14 protein-coding genes and 2 riboswitches are annotated in these 17,015 nt (G+C 73.0%); of the genes, 7 read left to right on the top strand and 7 right to left on the bottom strand.

From position 1 onward, the window contains the following. Positions 1-175 precede the first annotated feature (175 nt). Together ABTW95_RS13000 and ABTW95_RS12995 are read left to right on the top strand one after the other, a co-directional pair. Positions 176-538, top strand: a complete 363-nt coding sequence (locus ABTW95_RS13000) for a HesB/IscA family protein (RefSeq protein ID WP_396447232.1) — start codon at positions 176-178, stop codon at positions 536-538. A gap of 181 nt (positions 539-719) precedes the next feature. Then, complete coding sequence (locus ABTW95_RS12995; RefSeq protein ID WP_396447231.1) at positions 720-1,706, top strand: carbohydrate kinase family protein; 987 nt, start codon at positions 720-722, stop codon at positions 1,704-1,706. A gap of 47 nt (positions 1,707-1,753) precedes the next feature. On the opposite strand, the gene ABTW95_RS12990 is transcribed toward ABTW95_RS12995, so the two are convergent. Together ABTW95_RS12990 and ABTW95_RS12985 are read right to left on the bottom strand one after the other, a co-directional pair. After that, entirely contained in the window at positions 1,754-2,068 is a 315-nt protein-coding gene (locus ABTW95_RS12990; RefSeq protein WP_396447230.1) for a sulfurtransferase TusA family protein, read from the bottom strand. A 31-nt stretch (positions 2,069-2,099) separates the two neighbouring features. After that, positions 2,100-3,287 (bottom strand): cysteine desulfurase family protein, encoded by a 1,188-nt coding sequence (locus tag ABTW95_RS12985; protein WP_396447229.1) that lies wholly within the window; start codon positions 3,285-3,287, stop codon positions 2,100-2,102. Positions 3,288-3,413: 126 nt separating this feature from the next. Between ABTW95_RS12985 and ctaC the strand changes: the two genes are divergently transcribed. The 4 genes from ctaC to ABTW95_RS12965 all read left to right on the top strand — a co-directional run bounded on the left by ctaC (position 3,414) and on the right by ABTW95_RS12965 (position 7,718). Beyond that, on the top strand, positions 3,414-4,226 hold the full coding sequence (gene ctaC, locus ABTW95_RS12980; RefSeq protein ID WP_500226353.1) for an aa3-type cytochrome oxidase subunit II: 813 nt from the start codon (positions 3,414-3,416) through the stop codon (positions 4,224-4,226). After that, a complete protein-coding gene (ctaD, locus tag ABTW95_RS12975; protein WP_396447227.1) occupies positions 4,223-5,890 on the top strand; it encodes an aa3-type cytochrome oxidase subunit I in 1,668 nt (555 codons plus the stop codon). Before ctaC ends, ctaD begins: the two co-directional genes overlap by 4 nt. A 3-nt stretch (positions 5,891-5,893) precedes the next feature. Next, entirely contained in the window at positions 5,894-6,304 is a 411-nt protein-coding gene (locus ABTW95_RS12970) for a cytochrome c oxidase subunit 4 (protein WP_396447226.1), read from the top strand. Between the two features lie 133 nt (positions 6,305-6,437). Then, entirely contained in the window at positions 6,438-7,718 is a 1,281-nt protein-coding gene (locus ABTW95_RS12965; RefSeq protein WP_500226352.1) for a L,D-transpeptidase, read from the top strand. 28 nt (positions 7,719-7,746) lie between these two features. Here ABTW95_RS12965 and ABTW95_RS12960 read toward each other — a convergent pair whose 3' ends face one another. The 5 genes from ABTW95_RS12960 to ABTW95_RS12940 all read right to left on the bottom strand — a co-directional run bounded on the left by ABTW95_RS12960 (position 7,747) and on the right by ABTW95_RS12940 (position 14,868). Then, entirely contained in the window at positions 7,747-9,204 is a 1,458-nt protein-coding gene (locus ABTW95_RS12960) for a M48 family metallopeptidase (protein WP_500226351.1), read from the bottom strand. Next, complete coding sequence (locus ABTW95_RS12955) at positions 9,201-10,481, bottom strand: hypothetical protein (protein ID WP_500226350.1); 1,281 nt, start codon at positions 10,479-10,481, stop codon at positions 9,201-9,203. The genes ABTW95_RS12960 and ABTW95_RS12955 overlap by 4 nt, the downstream gene beginning before the upstream one ends. Before the next feature lie 39 nt (positions 10,482-10,520). Further along, on the bottom strand, positions 10,521-11,369 hold the full coding sequence (locus tag ABTW95_RS12950; protein ID WP_500226349.1) for a CHAP domain-containing protein: 849 nt from the start codon (positions 11,367-11,369) through the stop codon (positions 10,521-10,523). An 11-nt stretch (positions 11,370-11,380) separates the two neighbouring features. Then, positions 11,381-11,524, bottom strand: a riboswitch (cyclic di-AMP (ydaO/yuaA leader). Between the two features lie 152 nt (positions 11,525-11,676). Continuing rightward, a riboswitch (cyclic di-AMP (ydaO/yuaA leader) is annotated at positions 11,677-11,876 on the bottom strand. Positions 11,877-12,372: 496 nt separating this feature from the next. Next, entirely contained in the window at positions 12,373-13,338 is a 966-nt protein-coding gene (locus ABTW95_RS12945) for a C40 family peptidase (protein WP_396447221.1), read from the bottom strand. Between the two features lie 267 nt (positions 13,339-13,605). Beyond that, the gene (locus ABTW95_RS12940) at positions 13,606-14,868 is read right to left on the bottom strand and encodes an NYN domain-containing protein (RefSeq protein ID WP_396447220.1); all 1,263 of its coding nucleotides are present in this window, start codon (positions 14,866-14,868) and stop codon (positions 13,606-13,608) included. A gap of 339 nt (positions 14,869-15,207) precedes the next feature. Between ABTW95_RS12940 and ABTW95_RS12935 the strand changes: the two genes are divergently transcribed. Beyond that, positions 15,208-17,013 carry a DEDD exonuclease domain-containing protein gene (locus ABTW95_RS12935; protein WP_500226348.1) on the top strand — a complete coding sequence of 602 codons (1,806 nt, stop codon included), beginning with the start codon at positions 15,208-15,210 and terminating at the stop codon, positions 17,011-17,013. Positions 17,014-17,015: the final 2 nt, after the last annotated feature.

The following is a 17,015-nucleotide window of genomic DNA, read 5'->3' as shown; positions in this document are numbered from 1 at the left end:
CCTCGGGCCGGCGGTACTGTGACGTAGAACGCACCGCGTTCCGGTGTTAGACCCGGCCGATAAGCGGAATGGGCTGCCGGGGAGGTACGTTGTCCTACGGGAAGAGGCGTACGACGTCCTCGGACAAGCGACAGGCCGCCGCACCGCGGCGCAGCGAGACCCGGGAGCTGAACACATGACGGTTTCAGGCGAGACCACGCAGGAGACCACGCAGCAGGGCGTCATCCTCACCGACGCCGCCGCCGAGAAGGCCAAGGGCCTGCTCGAGCAGGAGGGCCGCGACGACCTTGCGCTGCGTGTCGCCGTGCAGCCGGGCGGCTGCTCCGGCCTGATCTACCAGCTCTTCTTCGACGAGCGGGAGATGGACGGGGACCTCGTGCAGGACTTCGGCGGCCTGAACGTGCGCGTCGACCGGATGAGCGCGCCCTACCTCACCGGCGCCACCATCGACTTCGTCGACTCGATCGAGAAGCAGGGCTTCACGATCGACAACCCGAACGCGTCGGGTTCCTGCGCCTGCGGCGACTCCTTCAACTGAGCGTCCGCGACGCGAGCGGGACGTCCGCGGAGGGCGGTCCGGGCCGGTGCCCGGGCCGCCCTTTTCGCGTCTTCCCGCTGCGCTCCGGCGGTGGTCCGTGGTGCGATGGGGAAGTACTAGTCTTGCCGGGTTCGAAACAGCCGGTGAACAGCCGGACGACCACGACGAGGAGAGCGACGCCGTGCGCATCGCCGTGACCGGTTCCATTGCGACCGACCATCTGATGACCTTCCCCGGAAGGTTCACCGACCAGCTCCTGCCCGACCAGCTGGACCGGGTGTCGCTGTCCTTCCTGGTGGACGAGCTGGAGATCCGCCGCGGCGGCATCGCCGCGAACATCTGCTTCGGCATGGGCAGCCTCGGCAAGGAGTCGATCCTCGTCGGCTCGGTCGGCGACGACTTCGCCGACTACCGGTCCTGGCTCGAGCGGCACGCGGTCGACACCGAGTCCGTGCACGTGTCGGAGATCCACCACACCGCCCGGTTCCTGTGCACCACCGACCAGGACCAGAACCAGATCGCCACCTTCTACGCCGGCGCGATGAGCGAGGCCCGGTCCATCGAGCTGAAGCCCGTCGCCGACCGCGTCGGCGGCCTCGACCTCGTCGTCGTCAGCCCCAACGACCCCGACGCCATGCTCCGGCACACCGACGAGTGCCGCACCCGCGGCATCCCGTTCGCCGCCGACCCGTCCCAGCAGCTCGCGCGCATGGACGGCGCCGACGTCCGCCGCCTCATCGACGGCGCCGCGTACCTGTTCAGCAACGACTACGAGAAGGCGCTCGCCGAGGAGAAGACCGGCTGGAGCGGCGAGGAGATCCTGTCCCGCGTCGGCGTCCGCGTGACCACCCTCGGCGCCAAGGGCGTCGTCATCGACCGCGCGGGGGAGGAGGGCGTGCACGTCCCCTGCGTCCCCGTCGAGAACATCGCCGACCCGACCGGCGTCGGCGACGCGTTCCGCGCCGGATTCCTGTCCGCGACCGCGTGGAGCCTGCCGCTGGAGCGCGCCGCGCAGGTCGGCTGCGCCATCGCCGCGTACGCGCTGGAGGCCGCGGGGCCGCAGGAGTACGCGCTCGCCCGCGGCGACTTCCTCGACCGGTTCGCCGCGGCCTACGGCCAGGACGCGGCCGACGAGATCGCCCCGCACGTCAGCTGCCCGCACCCGTGACCCGACGCGTGCGGAGGGCCGCGCGCGGCGCGGCCCTCCGCACGCGGTCAGTACGTCCGGCGTATGTGGAAGCCCCAGCCGCCCTGCTGGAGCGTCTCCTCGCCGACGAAGTCCTGGGACTTCATGCGGCACCAGGCGGGCACGTCGGTGCGCGCGGCGGCGTCGTCGGCGAGGACGGCGACCACCTGGCCGACCGGCACCTCGCGGATCCGCTCGGCGAGCATGATGATCGGGATCGGGCACTTGCGGCCGAGCGCGTCGATGACGAGCACGGGCGGCGGGCCGGCGGGGGGCGCCTGGCCGGGCGGCGGCGCGCCGTCGGGCGGCGGCGTCCCGTTCCTGGCGCGGCCTCGGAACCTCATGGGCGCGACCGCCTCCCCGTCTCGAAGGTGTTCATCGTCCGGCCGTCCTCATCGTCTCGCGCAGGCGGGCGACGGCGCCGGGGAGCACGGTGAGGAACCGGTCGACGTGCGCCGCGTCGACGCCACGCGGCAGCGATACCCGCACGTTCCCATGGGTAACCACTCCCATCGCCTCCAGCACGTGACTGGGACGAAGCGTATCCGCCGTGCACGAGCTGCCGGACGAAACCGCGAAACCCAGCCGGTCCAGTTCGGTCAGCAGCGCCTCGCCCTCGACGTACAGGCACGAGAACGTCACCAGGTGCGGCAGCCGCCGGACCGGGTCGCCCACCACCTCCACGTCGGGGACCCGCCGCGGCACCTCCGCGCGGATGCGGTCCACCAGCGCCGAGACGCGCGGCGCGTCCGCCGCCATGTCGGCACGGTACGCCTCCAGCGCGGCCGCCGCCGCCGCGATGGCCGGAACGTTCTCGAATCCGGGGACGCGGCGCCCCTCCCGCTCGTCGTCCGGCAGCGGCGAGCGCCACCGGACGCCCTTGCGGACGGCGAGCACCCCGACGCCGGCCGGGCCGCCCCACTTGTGCGCGCTGCCCGCGAGGAACGACCAGCCGCCGGGGACGTCCGCCCGCCCGAGCGACTGGGCGGCGTCCACGAACAGCGGGACCCGGGCGGCGCGGCACGCCTCCGCCGCCTCGGCGACGGGCTGGACGGTGCCGACCTCGTGGTTGGCCGACTGCAGGCACGCGAGCGCGGTGTCCGCGCGCAGCGCCGCGGCGAACTCCGCCGGGTCGACGCGGCCCGCGCGGTCGACGCCGACGACGGTGACCTCGCCGCCGTCGCGCTCGTGCCGCTCGGCGGCGTGCAGCACGCTGGAGTGCTCCACGGCGCTCACCACCAGGTGCCGGCCGACCCGCCGGCGCGCCTGGAGCCCCCCGAGGACCGCCAGGTGCACCGCCTGGGTGCCCGACGAGGTGAACGACACCTCGTCGGGGCGCGCGCCGAGGACGCCGGCGACGCGCGCGCGGGCCCGGTCCAGCACCAGCCGGGTGGCGCGCGCCCTGCCGTACAGCCGGGCGGGATCGGCCCACGCCGCGTCCAGCGCCTCGAGCAGCGCCGCGCGCGCCGCGGGGTGCGGCGGCTCGGTGGACGCCGCGTCGAAGTAGGCGGCGTCTGCGCGGGAGGCGCCGGAGGGGCCGCCCGCCGTGCTCGGATCTGCCACGCTGAAACACTAACCGGGCACCCGATCGGGGGTGTGCGCGACCCTCGCGCTAGGGTGTCCACCACACGTGTAAACAGTGATCTCACCGCCCGGCCGACCGGGCTTCATCCGTGGGGAAGGCATTCCGTGAGTCCGACCCGCTCTGGGGAGCGGCGTACGCCTGTGCGCAGTCGCCGCGCATTGAGAAGCGCCGGTGCGCTAGGGCTGCTTGCGCTGTCCGCGACCGGCTGCAGTGGTACCCGGCTGGGCCTGCCCGAGCCGATCAGCGTCCAAGGCGAGCGCATGCTGCACCTGTGGCAGGGCTCCTGGATCGCGGCGTTCGCGGTCGGGGCCGTCGTCTGGGGCCTGATCATCTGGGCGATCCTGTTCCACCGGAAGCGCTCCGACGACCTGCCGCCGCAGGTCCGCTACAACATGCCGATCGAGATCCTCTACACGGCGGTCCCGTTCGTCATCATCGCGGTCCTGTTCTACTTCACCGCCCGCGACGAGAACTTCGTCGAGAAGACCACCGACAACCCGCAGGTGGTCGTCGACGTGACCGGGTTCCAGTGGAGCTGGCGGTTCGACTACAAGCAGGGCGACGAGACCGTCGCCTCCGTCACCGGGGTGCCGGTGGCCCCCAACGGGCCCGCCTACGGCAAGCCCGTCCTGACGATCCCCGCCGGCAAGACCGTCCGGGTGCGGCTGCACTCCGACGACGTCATCCACTCGTTCTGGGTACCCGCGCTGATCTACAAGAAGGACGTCATGCCGGGGTACACCAACGAGTTCGAGTTCACGGCGACCAAGCTCGGCACCTACGAGGGCCGCTGCGCCGAGCTCTGCGGCGTCGACCACAGCCGGATGCTGTTCCAGCTGAAGGTCGTGACGCCGGAGCAGTACGACAAGTTCATCGCTGATTCGAAGCAGCGACTGGCCGCGGGAGGTGGCAAGTGACCGCCACGAGTCACGCCCCGAGCGCGCCGATCACCGCGCCGCGGACGAGCAAGGGGCGCCTCATCGCCTCCTGGCTGTCGTCCACCGACCACAAGGTGATCGGCTACCTCTACCTGATCACCTCGTTCTTCATGTTCCTGTTCGGCGGCGTGCTGGCCCTGATCATCCGCACGGAGCTGTTCGATCCGGGGCTGCAGGTCGTCAGCAACGAGCAGTTCAACCAGCTGTTCACGATGCACGGCACGATCATGCTGCTGATGTTCGCGACGCCGCTGTTCGCCGGCTTCGCCAACGTCATCATGCCGCTGCAGATCGGCTCGCCGGACGTGGCGTTCCCGCGGATGAACATGCTGGCGTACTGGCTGTTCCTGTTCGGCAGCCTGATCGCGCTGTCGGGCTTCCTGACCCCCGGCGGCGCGGCCAGCTTCGGCTGGTTCGCCTATGCCCCGCTGTCGGACGCGGTCCGCTCGCCGGGCGTGGGCGGCGACCTCTGGGTGATGGGCCTGGCCATGTCGGGCTTCGGCACCATCATGGGCGGTGTCAACTTCATCACCACGATCCTGTGCATGCGGGCGCCCGGCATGACGATGTTCCGGATGCCGATCTTCACCTGGAACGTCCTGCTGACCTCCATCCTGGTGCTGCTGGCCTTCCCGCCGCTGGCGGCGGCGCTGCTGGCCCTTGAGGCCGACCGCAAGCTCGGCGCGCACATCTTCGACGCCTCGCACGGCGGTGCGCTGCTGTGGCAGCACCTGTTCTGGTTCTTCGGGCATCCGGAGGTCTACATCATCGCCTTGCCCTTCTTCGGCATCGTGACGGAAGTCCTCCCGGTGTTCAGCCGCAAACCGGTCTTCGGCTACATCGGCCTGGTCTTCGCGACCATCAGCATCGCGGGCCTGTCCATCACCGTGTGGGCCCACCACATGTTCGTCACCGGCCAGGTGCTGCTGCCGTTCTTCTCCTTCATGTCGTTCCTCATCGCGGTGCCGACCGGCATCAAGTTCTTCAACTGGGTGGGAACGATATGGCGAGGACAGCTCACGTTCGAGGCGCCGATGGTGTTCTCGCTCGGCTTCCTCGTGACGTTCCTCTTCGGCGGGCTGACCGGCGTCATCCTGGCGTCCCCGCCGATGGACTTCCAGCTGTCGGACACCTACTTCGTGGTGGCGCACTTCCACTACGTCGTCTTCGGCACCGTCGTGTTCGCGATGTTCTCGGGCTTCTACTTCTGGTGGCCCAAGTTCACCGGCAAGATGCTGAACGACCGGCTCGGCCACGTGCACTTCTGGATGCTGTTCATCGGCTTCCACGGCACGTTCCTCGTCCAGCACTGGCTGGGCGCCTCGGGCATGCCGCGCCGGTACGCCGACTACGCGGCCGAGTTCCACGGGCTGAACGAGGTCTCGACCATCTTCTCGTTCCTGCTCGGCGCCTCAATGCTGCCGTTCTTCTACAACGTCTACATCACGTGGAAGAAGGGCAAGAAGGTCGACGTGGACGACCCGTGGGGCTACGGCAACTCGCTGGAGTGGGCGACGTCGTGCCCGCCGCCCCGGCACAACTTCAACTCGATCCCGAAGATCCGTTCCGAGCGGCCGGCGTTCGACCTGCACCACCCCTACGTGGGTGCGAAGGGCGAGCTCGCCGGGACGAAGGGGGAGTAGCCGATGCGCGTCCAAGCGTTCATGTTCTACGGCACGGCGGTCTTCTTCCTCGCCACCGACGTCGTGTACTGGCTCTGGTCGAACGACTGGACGGGCACCTCGGTGCTCGGGCTGGCCGTCGGCCTCGCCGGGCTCATCGGGTTCTACATCCACTTCACGGTGCGCCGCCTCGAGCGCGCGAACGCGGGCCCGCTGTACGAGGACGACCCCGAGGGCGAGATCGCGGACGCCGCCGGCGAGGTGGGCTTCTTCAGCCCGCACAGCTGGTGGCCGCTGTTCGTGGCGCTGTCGGCCGCGGCCGTCGCGCTCGGCATCGTGTTCGGCTGGTGGCTCGTCATCTTCGGCGTCTGCTGCGCGATCCTGACCACGCTCGGTCTGGTCTTCGAGTACTACCGGGGTCATTTCGCCCACTAGTCGGTAAAAGAACCCCATCAAGGGCCGGTGTCCGCATTTAGCGGGTACCGGCCCTTTCACATACTGGGCGCCGTTCCAGCGACCGGGCTGGGCAGGCGGACCGATCGCCCAGGAGGACGACCGGGGGGACCACATGCGGGTGGGGGGCTCGGGACCGGGATGCGGGGGGCGGCGCGCCGCCGCCGTGCTCGTAGGCGCGACCGTCGTGGCGGGGGCCGCGGCGTGCTCGGGGCGCGAACCGGACGCCGTGGAGACCGTGCGGCTCGCGGTGTCGCCCGCGAGCGGCGGCGGGAAGCTCAAGCCGGACAGCCGGATCGACGTCCGTGCGCAGCGCGGGACGATCGAGAACGTCACGGTGTCGACGAAGGACGGCGTGGTCGAGGGCGACCTCAGCGCCGACCGGACGCAGTGGCGGTCGCGCTGGTCGCTGGAGCCGGGCAGGACGTACACCGTCGCCGCGACGGCGCTCGGTGAGGACGGCAAGACCAGGACGGTCTCCAGCCGCTTCACCACCGCCGAGGTCGAGAAGACCAACGACGTGACGATCGAGGCGCCCTACGACAAGGAGACGGTGGGCGTCGGCATACCGATCGTCATGAACTTCGAGCGCCCGGTGAAGGACCGGGCGGCGGTCGAGCGGGCGCTGGAGGTCACCGCGGACAGGACCGTGGAGGGCGCCTGGCACTGGTTCGGCGACCAGCAGGTCGTGTTCCGCACCAGGCAGTACTGGCCCGCCCACACGAACGTGAGGTTCACGGCGCACCTCAGCGGCGTGCGCACCGGCGGGAACGTGTACGGGGGCCGCAACTACTCCGTCGACTTCAAGATCGGCGACTCGCACGTGTCCACGGCGGGCGAGGACACCCACAAGATGGTCGTGATGGTCAACGGCAAGAAGGCCCGCACCATCCCGACCAGCATGGGCAAGGGCGGCGCGCGCATGTACACGACCACCAACGGGGTCCACCTGACGATGGCGAAGGAGGACCCCACCACCATGACGTCGGAGTGGATGGGCATCAGTCCCGGAAGCCCCGGCGGCTACAGCCTGACCGTGTACAAGGCCGTGCGGATCTCCAACAGCGGCGAGTACGTGCACAGCGCGCCGTGGTCCGTCGGCTCCCAGGGGCACGAGAACGTCAGCCACGGGTGCATCAACATCAGCCCGTCCAACGCCAAGTGGTTCTACAAGCTCAGCCAACGCGGCGACGTGGTGAAGGTGACCGGCAGCAAGCGGGAGCTGGAGCCCGACAACGGCTGGGGCTACTGGCAGCTCGGCTGGAACGACTGGGTGAAGGGCAGCGCGCTGAAGCGGCCGGTGACGACCGCGCCGCACGCGGACGCGGCGACGCTGTCCTCGCAGCAGGGCCGGAACCCCGAGGCGCCGGCGAAGCAGGGCGCCGAGGGGAACTGACCGCCGCGCGTCCCGCCGCCGTGCCCGTTCAGCGGAGCGGCGGCGGGACCCCGACCCCGTTCATGCGCGCCCAGTCGCGGGCCATCGCGATCCGGTCGGGCCCGGACGGGTGCGTCATCCAGAGGACGTACTCCAGGGCGTCGGGGCTCAGGTCGGAGATGTTGCGCACCGACAGCTCGTGCTGCATGGACACGAACGTCGACGGGTCGCGGGTGAGATTCAGCGCGTGCGCGTCCGCGCGGGCCTCGATGCGCCGGCTGACCAGGTTCTGCACGGGCGCGGCGAGCTGCGTCCCGGCGGTGACGAGCGCGAGCAGCAGCGCGATGGTGCGCGGGTCCGCCGCGCCGCGCCGGCCGTCCGGCTCGTCCGGCGCGCCGCCGGGATCGACCCCCGCGCGCCGCAGGAGCCGCGGAGAGGTCATCAGGAGGTAGAGGAGGCACAGGGCCCCCGCGATGCCCAGCGCGCCCACGAGCGTGCCCCACAGGACGTCGTCGCGTTTGGCGTGGCCCAGCTCGTGCCCCACGATCGACTCGATCCGCGGGCGCGGGGACCTCAGCAGCGTGTCGTAGAGGACGATGCGGCGCGTGGAGCCGAACCCGGACACGTAGGCGTTCAGCGACGTCGTCCGGCGGGAGGCGTCCGCGACCAGGACGTCCTTCACGGGCACTCCGTCCCGCTCCGCCATCGCGAGGAGCTCGGTGCGCAGCCGCCCCTGCCGCAGCGAGTGGAAGTCGTTGAACACCGGCTCGACGACCACCGGGTAGATGAACGACACCAGCACCACGAGGAGGAATCCCCCGGCGGCGGCGCCCGTCCACCAGTAGCGGGGGAACCGGCGGACGAGGGCGTACAGGAGCAGCAGCGCGATCGTGCAGATGACCCACGTGACGCCGAGCGACTTCAGCTGGTCGACGAGCCACGCGGGCCAGCTCTGCGTGGACAGCCCGTACCGGCGCAGCACCGACTCGCGCCACACGTCGAACGGCAGCCCGGCGACGCGCAGCAGCGCCGTCAGCGCCGCCGCCGCGACCATGACCTTGAGGGGGCGGCGCCGGGTGCGGGCGGTGACCAGGCCGATGAAGCGGGCGCCGAGCGGCGTGAAACCGAGGACGAGGATCACCGCGACGCCGGCCAGGAGCCCCGCGTACGCGGGCGGGTTGACGGCCGAGTCGAACGCCCTGGAGCGGGCGATCTCGGCCGGCGTGAAGTCGAGCGCGGGATCGGCCCGCACGCGGCCGCCGGGCACATGCCCCGGCAGCGGGTTCCACGGGGTGGTCAGCGCGAGGACGGCCGCGACGGCGGCGAACAGCACGGCGGCGGCGACGGCCGCGGCGACGCGGGGCCGCCGCGCCCGCGCGGCACCGGACGCTCCGCCCTCCGCGCTCTCGCCCCGCGCCTCGCCCGCCCGCTCGTCCGCCCGTTCGTCCGCCAGGTCCTTCATGGGGGGACGGCCCCCGGCGTCCTCCGGATCGCTTCGCTCGCTCATCTGAGCAGCTCCTTCTTCACGTAGTCGCGCCAGAGGGCGGTGAAGCGGTCCCGGGTGAGACCGAGCACGTCGCGCAGCGCGGCGGCCTCCGAGACGCGCCCGGCCGTCCGGTAGAGCCGGACGAGCGCCGCCTCACCGTACCGGTCGGCGACCATCCGGCAGGCGAGCCAGGACTCCTGGTACGCCTGGGACAGGCGCGGGGAGCCGCCCGCGAACGCGGCCGCCGCGGGCAGCGCGGCCGGGACCCGCCCCGCGGCGACCTCGCGGCGCAGCTCGCCCGCCGCCGACCGCACGCTGATCTTGACGCGCCGGTACCCGACGTAGTCGGCGAAGCCCTCGATGAGCCACAGCGGGGTCCGCCGGTCGCGGGCGCCGCCCATGGCGACGTGGGTCAGCTCGTGGGTGAGGACGACGTCGCGGCCGAGGCCGTTGAGGCGGCCGAAGGTGCCGGGGGAGACGATGACGCGGTCCTCGCCCCGGCCGGCGCCCGCCGCCGGCACGACGGTCGCGAGCGCGGCGATCTCGTCGAGGCTCTGGCCGGGGCCCGCGAGCGCCGACGCGAGGGCCGTGTCCGCGGGGACGAGGGCGACGACCCGCTGCGCCCACCCGCGGCCGACGACGCTCGTGACGACGGGCACGGCGGCGTCCAGGCGCTCGGCGATGCCTTCGAGGCCGCCCGCGTCGCCTATGACGAGGCCGGCGCGGCCCTTCACCACGCTCAGGGGGCCGCCGTCCCAGATGCAGGCGTCGTCGGTGAGCCCGTGGGACGCTCCGTCCCCGACGACCGTCCAGGAGCCCGAGCGCGGCGCCAGGGCGAGGTAGCGGGTGCGGGCCGCGTAGCCCCTGTCGTAGCCGCGCAGCCTGTAGCGCATCTCCGTGCGGACGACGGCGCCCCTCCCGTCCGCCGCCTGGGTGGCGACGACGCGCTCCTGCCAGCCCTCCAGGGGAAGCCTGCGGAGGTTGTCGAACATGCGGGACTGGACGTCCTGGAACGCCCGGGGCGCACTGCCGACCGTGGCGAGGAAGGCGGCGCGGTCGCCGTCCCGCACGGCTCGCGCGCGGTTGGCGAAGAGGGGGGCGGCGGCCTCGGGCGCGAACGCCCCGGCCGCGCCGGACGGATCGCCGCGGGAGGCGCGGTCCCGCGGCGGCGCGCCGCCGCCCGGCCGGGCGCCGAGGAGGCCGGCGCCGCCCGCCAGCAGCGCGGCGGCGCCGCCCGTGCCGAGGGCGAGGACCCTGCGCCGCGACAGGGAGCCCCCGCGCTCCGGACCGTCCTCCATGGCCGCGATCCTATGCAGCCCGCGCCGCCCGGAGCGCCGTCATGACCGGTAGTCGGGGTATCCGTAGCCGACGACGTCGTCGGCCGAGCGCTTCTTGATCTTGACGGCGTTGCCGGTGTTGCCCTCGACGGCCTCGATGGTGTCGCCGTCGATCTTCTTGACCACGATGCCGACGTGCCGGATGTCCTTGACGGCCTTGCCGCCGCTCCACGCGTAGAAGACGATCGCGCCGGGCCGCGGCTCGGTGCCCCAGCGGCCGTGCTGCCGGAACCAGCGGGCGTGGGCGACCGTCCAGGCGTCGATGCCGATCTGGTCGGTGAAGCCGAGCTGCTCGCCGACCCAGGAGACGAACATGTCGCACCACTGCGCGTCGCTGTAGCCGCTGATGGAGCCGCCGTCGCGGGCGACGGTCTCCTTGGCGCGGGCGGTGCCCATGTACCACTTCTGGAACTTGGTCTCGCCGCCGCCGTCCTCGGTGACGCCCACCTGCGACTTGGCGATCTCGATGGCCTCCTCGGCGGTGGGCCGCGCGTCCCCGGACTTCCCGGGGGCGGCCGCCTTCGGCTTCTTCGCCGGCCCGCCCCGCGGGCGCTGGCCGTCCGGGCTCTTCCCGGGCTTCCCGGGGGCCTTCTCCGCCGTCCGGGCCGATCTGTCCTTGGACGCGCCCTTGGACGAGCCGCCGGCGGCCTTCTTCGCCGTGGTGACGCCGGCCGCCGCGGCGGTCGCCGGCGCGGAGGCGAACGGCAGGACGGACGCCTGCGCGGTGGCCGCGGCGGTGCCGAGGACGGCGGCGCCGACGAGCACGCCGCCGGTCGTCCGCCAGGTGACGGACAGGGTGGAGGGCTTGCGGTGCTTGCCCGCGGTCTTCTTGCGATGTGCGCCTGGCACGGGGGGACATCTCCTCGACTTCCATGCCGCCTACCGGGTTAGCTGACGGGTTCGGGCGTGGAAGCCGCCCTACGGCCGCCCATGGCGGGCATGCCGATTCACCCCGAAAAAGGACACGATGGGTCCCCGGCTCCGCGTCCGGGCGCGCGTGTGCGCGCGGCGGACCGCGGACTCGGCGGTGGCGTGCCGGAGGGCACGCCGGTTCGGATGGGGGCTCCGCGGGACGGGGGCGTCCGCGGAGTGCAGTGTGCTCGGGCGTGGCCGCGCGTCGGGCGGCCACGCCCAGGCAACGCTGCGGAACTCACTCCTTCGTTCTTCCAGACGCCTACCGGGTTAGCTGACGGGTTCGGGCGTGGAAGTGGCCCTACGGCGGGCTCTACCGGAACGGGGCCGGGAGAGACGCACCGATTCACCCCGGGTGCCGGAATGCCCGTCCGGGAGGTCTCCCGGACTCCGGCGGTGTGGGTCCCCGGTTCCGCGTTGACGCGGACTCGGCGCTGCCGCTGCGTTCCTGGGGGCGAGATGGGGCCCGGCGCGGGACCTGTCTCCCGCGTGCGAACGAGCGGCTCCTGATGTTGTGCGCGGACGCCGGCCGTTGCCGGGGCGTCCTGGGGGCCTGACCCGCGAGGACCGCCGTGGCTGCGCTCTCAGCGCCATGCACGCCGTGAGCGTGCGCACGGTGGCCGGGCCGGCCGCGGTCCGGGGGCGGACCGCCGCGGCACCGTCCGGTGCCGCTGGACGGCACGTGGATCGTGTCGCCCGGGGAGGGAGGACGGCGCGTGGCTCGCGCCGCCGGTACGCGGCGGCTGGATGCGCCGCGTGGGACCGAGGCGCCTGGTGGGCGCCGCGGGGCCACGGCGTCTGGAGGGCGCCGGGGTGGTGACAAGGTACCAAAGCCCCAACAGAAGGCAAACCCCCCAAAATCAACAACGGACCAGGTCAGACCTGGTCCGTCGTCGGGGAGAGCTCCGTCACACCCGCGGGGGGCGTGCGGGGCGGGGCGTCAGGGGCGCCCGGCGCCGTAGTAGTTGCTCAGGTAGTAGCCCGAGGTGATGCTGACCACCTCGACGGTCTTGCCGGTGCGCGGGGCGTGGATCATCTTGCCGCCGCCCACGTACATGCCGACGTGGCCGAGGCCGCTGAAGAAGACCAGGTCGCCGGGCTGCAGGTCGCTCTTCGCCACCCGCTTGGTCGCGGCGTACTGCGAGTTGGTCGTGCGGGTGATGTTGACCCCCGCGGCCGCCCACGCCTTCATCGTGAGGCCGGAGCAGTCGTAGGAGTTCGGGCCCTCGGCGCCGTACTGGTACGGCTTGCCGAGCTGCGCGTAGGCGAAGTCGAGCGCCTTGCGGGCCGGGCCGCTGGCCGGGCCGTTGTAGGTGCCGCCGGTGCCGCCCGAGGACCCGCCGGAGGAGGTGCCGCCGCCGAGGCTGCGCAGCAGCTTCTTCTGCTTGGCGACCTCCTTGTCGAGCTTGTTCTTCTTCGCCTGCAGCTCCTTGGTCTTGGCCTTGACCTCGTCGAGGGCGGTCTTGGCCTGCGACTCCTCGCGGCGGAGCCGCTGGGCGGTCGCGAGGAACTGGGTGAGCTGGGAGCTGCGCTCGTGCGACAGGTGGGAGAACACGGCCGCCTGGTCGAGGATCGCCTGCGGGTCCTTGCTGCCGACGAAGCCCGTCACGTCCGCGGAGTCGCCGTTCTTGTAGGCGGCGGCCGCCATCTGGGCGATCTTGGAGCGCTGCTCCTCGAAGGCCGCCTGCTCCCGCTTGGCCGCGTCCGCCGCGTTGTCGAACTTCTTCTTGGCGACCTTGAGCTTCTCCCGGAGCTGGTTGTACTGCTCGACCAACTGGTCCGTCTGCTCGGCGAGCTTGGTGAGCTTCTTCTGGACCTGCGCCCTGGTCGGCTTGGGGTCGGCGTGCGCCGCCATCGGGGGAGACGCGAGGGAGGCCGTCAGGGTGAGGCAGGCGACGGCCGCCATGCGGCGCGAAGCGCCTCTTCTCGCCGAGCCGCCTCTCCGGTCACGCCCCTTCGCTGGTGCCCCGATGAGATCTTTGGCCACGGTCGGTTTCGCCCCTCTCGTCCACGACGTCAGCGGACGACATTAGCGACGGGCAACACCCGTCACAACCGGTTCGTCACTCTTTAATTGACATCGACGATCATTGTCTCGTTTTCGTGACGAAATGATCACGGAGTGCGACCCGTCCCTTATCGCAGCCTTATGGCTTCCTTATGCCGGTGCGGCCTAGGACCGGCCCAGCCGGCGCAGCAGGAGCGTGGACGGGCAGGGCCGGGCGTCGGCGCGGCGGGCCGCGTCGGCGACCTCGCGGTCCGAGGACACCACGACCACGGGGCGGCCCGGCGGCTCGGCCCGCACCAGCTCGGCGATCAGCTCGTCCGCCGTCTGCCCCGGGGCGCTGAACTTCACCCGCACGCCGCGCGGCGCCGCGATCGCCACCGGCGCGTCCAGCTCGGCGCCGTCGAACACGCACGTCACCTCCGCGCGGGTCTGCGCCGCGAGCCCGCCGAGCCCGGACACCAGCCGGTTGCGCTGGTCCGCCAGCGGCAGCTCGCCGTACCCGGTCTTCGTGACGTTGTAGCCGTCCACCACCAGGTGCACCTGCGGCAGGGTCAGCAGCCGGTCGAGCAGCTGCGGGTCGCCGTCGGACAGCGCCCGGCCGGGCAGCGCCCGGTGCGCCTGCCCGCCGACCAGGTCGGCGGGGCGCCCGATCGTGGACGGCAGCGCCAGCTCGCGGCGGACGCCCTGCGCCGCGTCCACGAGCGTGTCGAGCAGCATCCGCAGCCGCACGTCGTCGACGTTGCGGCCCTCGCGCGCGGCCCGCTTGGCGGCCTCCGCGGCGGCCTCCGCCCGCGCGGCGCGGGCCCGCAGCCTCCGCAGCTCCTTCTCGGACGCGGCGGTCGACTCGCGCGCGGCGGCCAGCTCCCGCTCGCTCTCGGCCGCGAGCGCGTCCGCGCGCTCCTCCGCCGCCCGGAACCGGGTGCGGGCCTCGTGCAGCTTGCGGCGCAGCTCGGCCACCTCGGCCTTGGTCTCGCGCAGCTCGGCGCGCACCTTGTCCAGCTCGGCGGAGCGCGCCGCGCGCGCGGTGGCCAGCTCCTCCCGCAGCGCGGCGACGCGCCGCTCGGCGGCCTCCTCCTCCGACGCGGTCGCGGAGCGTTCCAGCTCGGCGCGCGCGGACTCGACGAGCCCCGTCCAGCCCGGGGGCCGCAGCAGGTAGGCCAGCACCGCGACGCGCACCGGGTCGGCGGCGGGCGGCACGCTGCCGCCCTCGACGGCCTCCACCAGGTCGGCCTGCGCCTCGCGCAGCGGCTCGGCGACCCGCGCCCGGAAGCCGGGGTCCTTCTCCAGCACCGCCGCGATGTGCTGCCCGGCGAGCTTGGCGCGCTTGCGCCGCTCGAAGCGCGCGAACCGGCGCAGCGGCGCGGGGACCTCGTCGGGGGCCAGCGCCCCGATCAGCTCGGCGGCCGCCTCCACCACGGACTGCCGCACCGGCTCGGGGAGGGGCCGGTTCAGCCGCTCCTCCCGAGGGGGCTCAGGGGCCGCCCCCGCGGGACGGGGGGCCTGCCCGCCGGACTCCGCGCAGCCGGGGGTCGCTTCGGGGCCGCTGTCGATGATCCCGCTCCTTCCGGGCTACGCCGCCGGTGGGCTGTGTCTTCCCTGCCGCCCCTCGTCCTAATCGGCGAGCGACCAGGGCGGACGTGCGCCGGGCGGATCGCGCCGGGCTCCCCCGGACCGGCCCCGCGGCCCCCCGGCGCGCCGGGACGCGCGGGCGCCCCCCAACCCTAGCGGCCCGGGCTTCTGTCGGTGGCGTCCTCTACGGTCGCGCACATGACGGCTGCGCACGGTGTCCAGGGGCCCGGGATACAGGGGACGCTGGACGACCTCGGCACTCCGCTCTCCGAGGTCACCTTCGTGGTGGTCGACCTGGAGACGACGGGCGGCTCGGCCGCCGACTCGGCCATCACCGAGATCGGCGCGGTGAAGGTGCGCGGGGGAGAGGAGCTCGGCGAGCTGGCCACGCTGGTCGACCCCGGCGGGCCGGTACCGCCGTTCATCACGGCGCTCACCGGCATCACCACCGCGATGGTGACGGCCGCGCCGCGCATCGAGTCGGTGCTGCCCGCCTTCCTGGAGTTCGCGCGCGGCTGCGTGCTCGTCGCGCACAACGCCCCGTTCGACATCGGCTTCCTCAAGAGCGCCTGCGCCGCGAACGGCTACGCCTGGCCCGCGTTCCCCGTGGTCGACACCGTCGACCTGGCGCGCCGCGTCCTGTCCCGGGACGAGGTGCCCAACTGCAAGCTCGGCACCCTGGCCCGCTTCTTCCGCACGTCCAACGAGCCGACGCACCGCGCCCTCGCCGACGCCCGCGCCACAGTGGAGGTCCTGCACGGCCTCATCGAGCGGCTCGGCTCGTTCGGCGTCACCTCGCTGGAGGAGATGCGGAGCTTCGCCAAGGCGCCCACCCCCGAGCAGCGCCGCAAGCGCCACCTCGCCGACGACGTGCCGAGCACCCCCGGCGTCTACCTCTTCGAGGACCACGCCGGCGAGGTCCTCTACGTCGGCAAGAGCGGCGACCTGCGCTCGCGCGTGCGCAGCTACTTCACCGGCTCGGAGACGCGCTGGCGGGTCCGCGAGATGGTGGGGCTCGCCGAGAACGTCCGCACGATCGTGTGCGCCACCGGCCTGGAGGCCGAGGTCCGCGAGCTGCGGCTGATCGCCGAGCACAAGCCGCGCTACAACCGCCGCTCGAAGTTCCCCGAGCGGGCCATCTGGCTGAAGCTGACCGTGGAGCCGTTCCCGCGGCTGTCGATCGTCCGGGAATGCCGCGCCGACGGCGCCCGCTACCTCGGGCCGATCCCGTCCCGGCGGCAGGCCGAGGAGGCGCGCGCGGCGCTGCACGAGGCCGTCCCGCTGCGCCAGTGCACCCAGCGGCTGACGCTCCGGCTCATCGAGCGCGGCAAGGCCCGCGCGTGCGCGCTCGCCGAGATCGGGCGCTGCGGCGCGCCCTGCGACGGCCGCGAGTCCGCCGACGCCTACGCCGTGCACGCCGAGACCGCGCGCTCGGTCATGGAGGGCGACGTGCGGCCCGTGGTGGCCGCCGCGCGGGTGCGCATCGACCGGCTCGCGGCGGAGCTGCGCTACGAGGAGGCCGCCGCCCAGCGCGACCGGCTCGCCGCGTTCGTCCGCGCCGCGGCGCGCGGGCAGCGGCTCGCCGCGCTGGCCCGGCTCCCGCAGCTGGTCGCGGCGCGGCCCGCGTTCGACGGCGGCTGGGAGCTGTCGGTCGTGCGGTACGGGCGGCTCGCCGCCGCCGGGACCGTCCCGCCGCACGCCCAGCCCCGCCCGTACGTGGACGCGCTCATCGCCACCGCCGAGACGGTGTTCCCTCCGTCCGGCGAGGCGCCCGGCGGCGTCGCGCTCGGCGAGCCCCCGTCCGCGGGCGCCACCGCCGAGGAGATGGAGTGCGTGCTGCGCTGGCTCGACCTGCCCGGCGTCCGGCTCGTCGAGGTCGACGGCGCGTGGACGTGCCCGGCGCACGGCGCCGAGGGGCTGCGCGAGTGGATCGACCGCGCCTACGACCGGGTGTACGAGCCGCCCGAGCCGTCCCGGACGAGGGCCGGGCGCCCACTAAGGTGACC

The organism is Spirillospora sp. NPDC127506, from assembly GCF_040302145.1.
Classification (GTDB): domain Bacteria; phylum Actinomycetota; class Actinomycetes; order Streptosporangiales; family Streptosporangiaceae; genus Spirillospora.
Note: the sequence above shows the minus strand (reverse complement) of the source record. Positions and strands in the feature narration are given on the sequence as shown.

Excerpts from the sequence above, each read along its gene's own strand:
- ABTW95_RS13000 (WP_396447232.1), top strand. The coding sequence starts at position 176 with ATGACGGTTTCAGGCGAGACCACGCAGGAGACCACGCAGCAGGGCGTC.
- ABTW95_RS12955 (WP_500226350.1), bottom strand. The coding sequence starts at position 10,481 with ATGGAGGACGGTCCGGAGCGCGGGGGCTCCCTGTCGCGGCGCAGGGTC.
- ABTW95_RS12970 (WP_396447226.1), top strand. The coding sequence starts at position 5,894 with ATGCGCGTCCAAGCGTTCATGTTCTACGGCACGGCGGTCTTCTTCCTC.
- ABTW95_RS12935 (WP_500226348.1), top strand. The coding sequence starts at position 15,208 with ATGACGGCTGCGCACGGTGTCCAGGGGCCCGGGATACAGGGGACGCTG.
- ABTW95_RS12965 (WP_500226352.1), top strand. The coding sequence starts at position 6,438 with ATGCGGGTGGGGGGCTCGGGACCGGGATGCGGGGGGCGGCGCGCCGCC.
- ABTW95_RS12960 (WP_500226351.1), bottom strand. The coding sequence starts at position 9,204 with ATGAGCGAGCGAAGCGATCCGGAGGACGCCGGGGGCCGTCCCCCCATG.
- ABTW95_RS12945 (WP_396447221.1), bottom strand. The coding sequence starts at position 13,338 with ATGGCGGCCGTCGCCTGCCTCACCCTGACGGCCTCCCTCGCGTCTCCC.
- ABTW95_RS12990 (WP_396447230.1), bottom strand. The coding sequence starts at position 2,068 with ATGAGGTTCCGAGGCCGCGCCAGGAACGGGACGCCGCCGCCCGACGGC.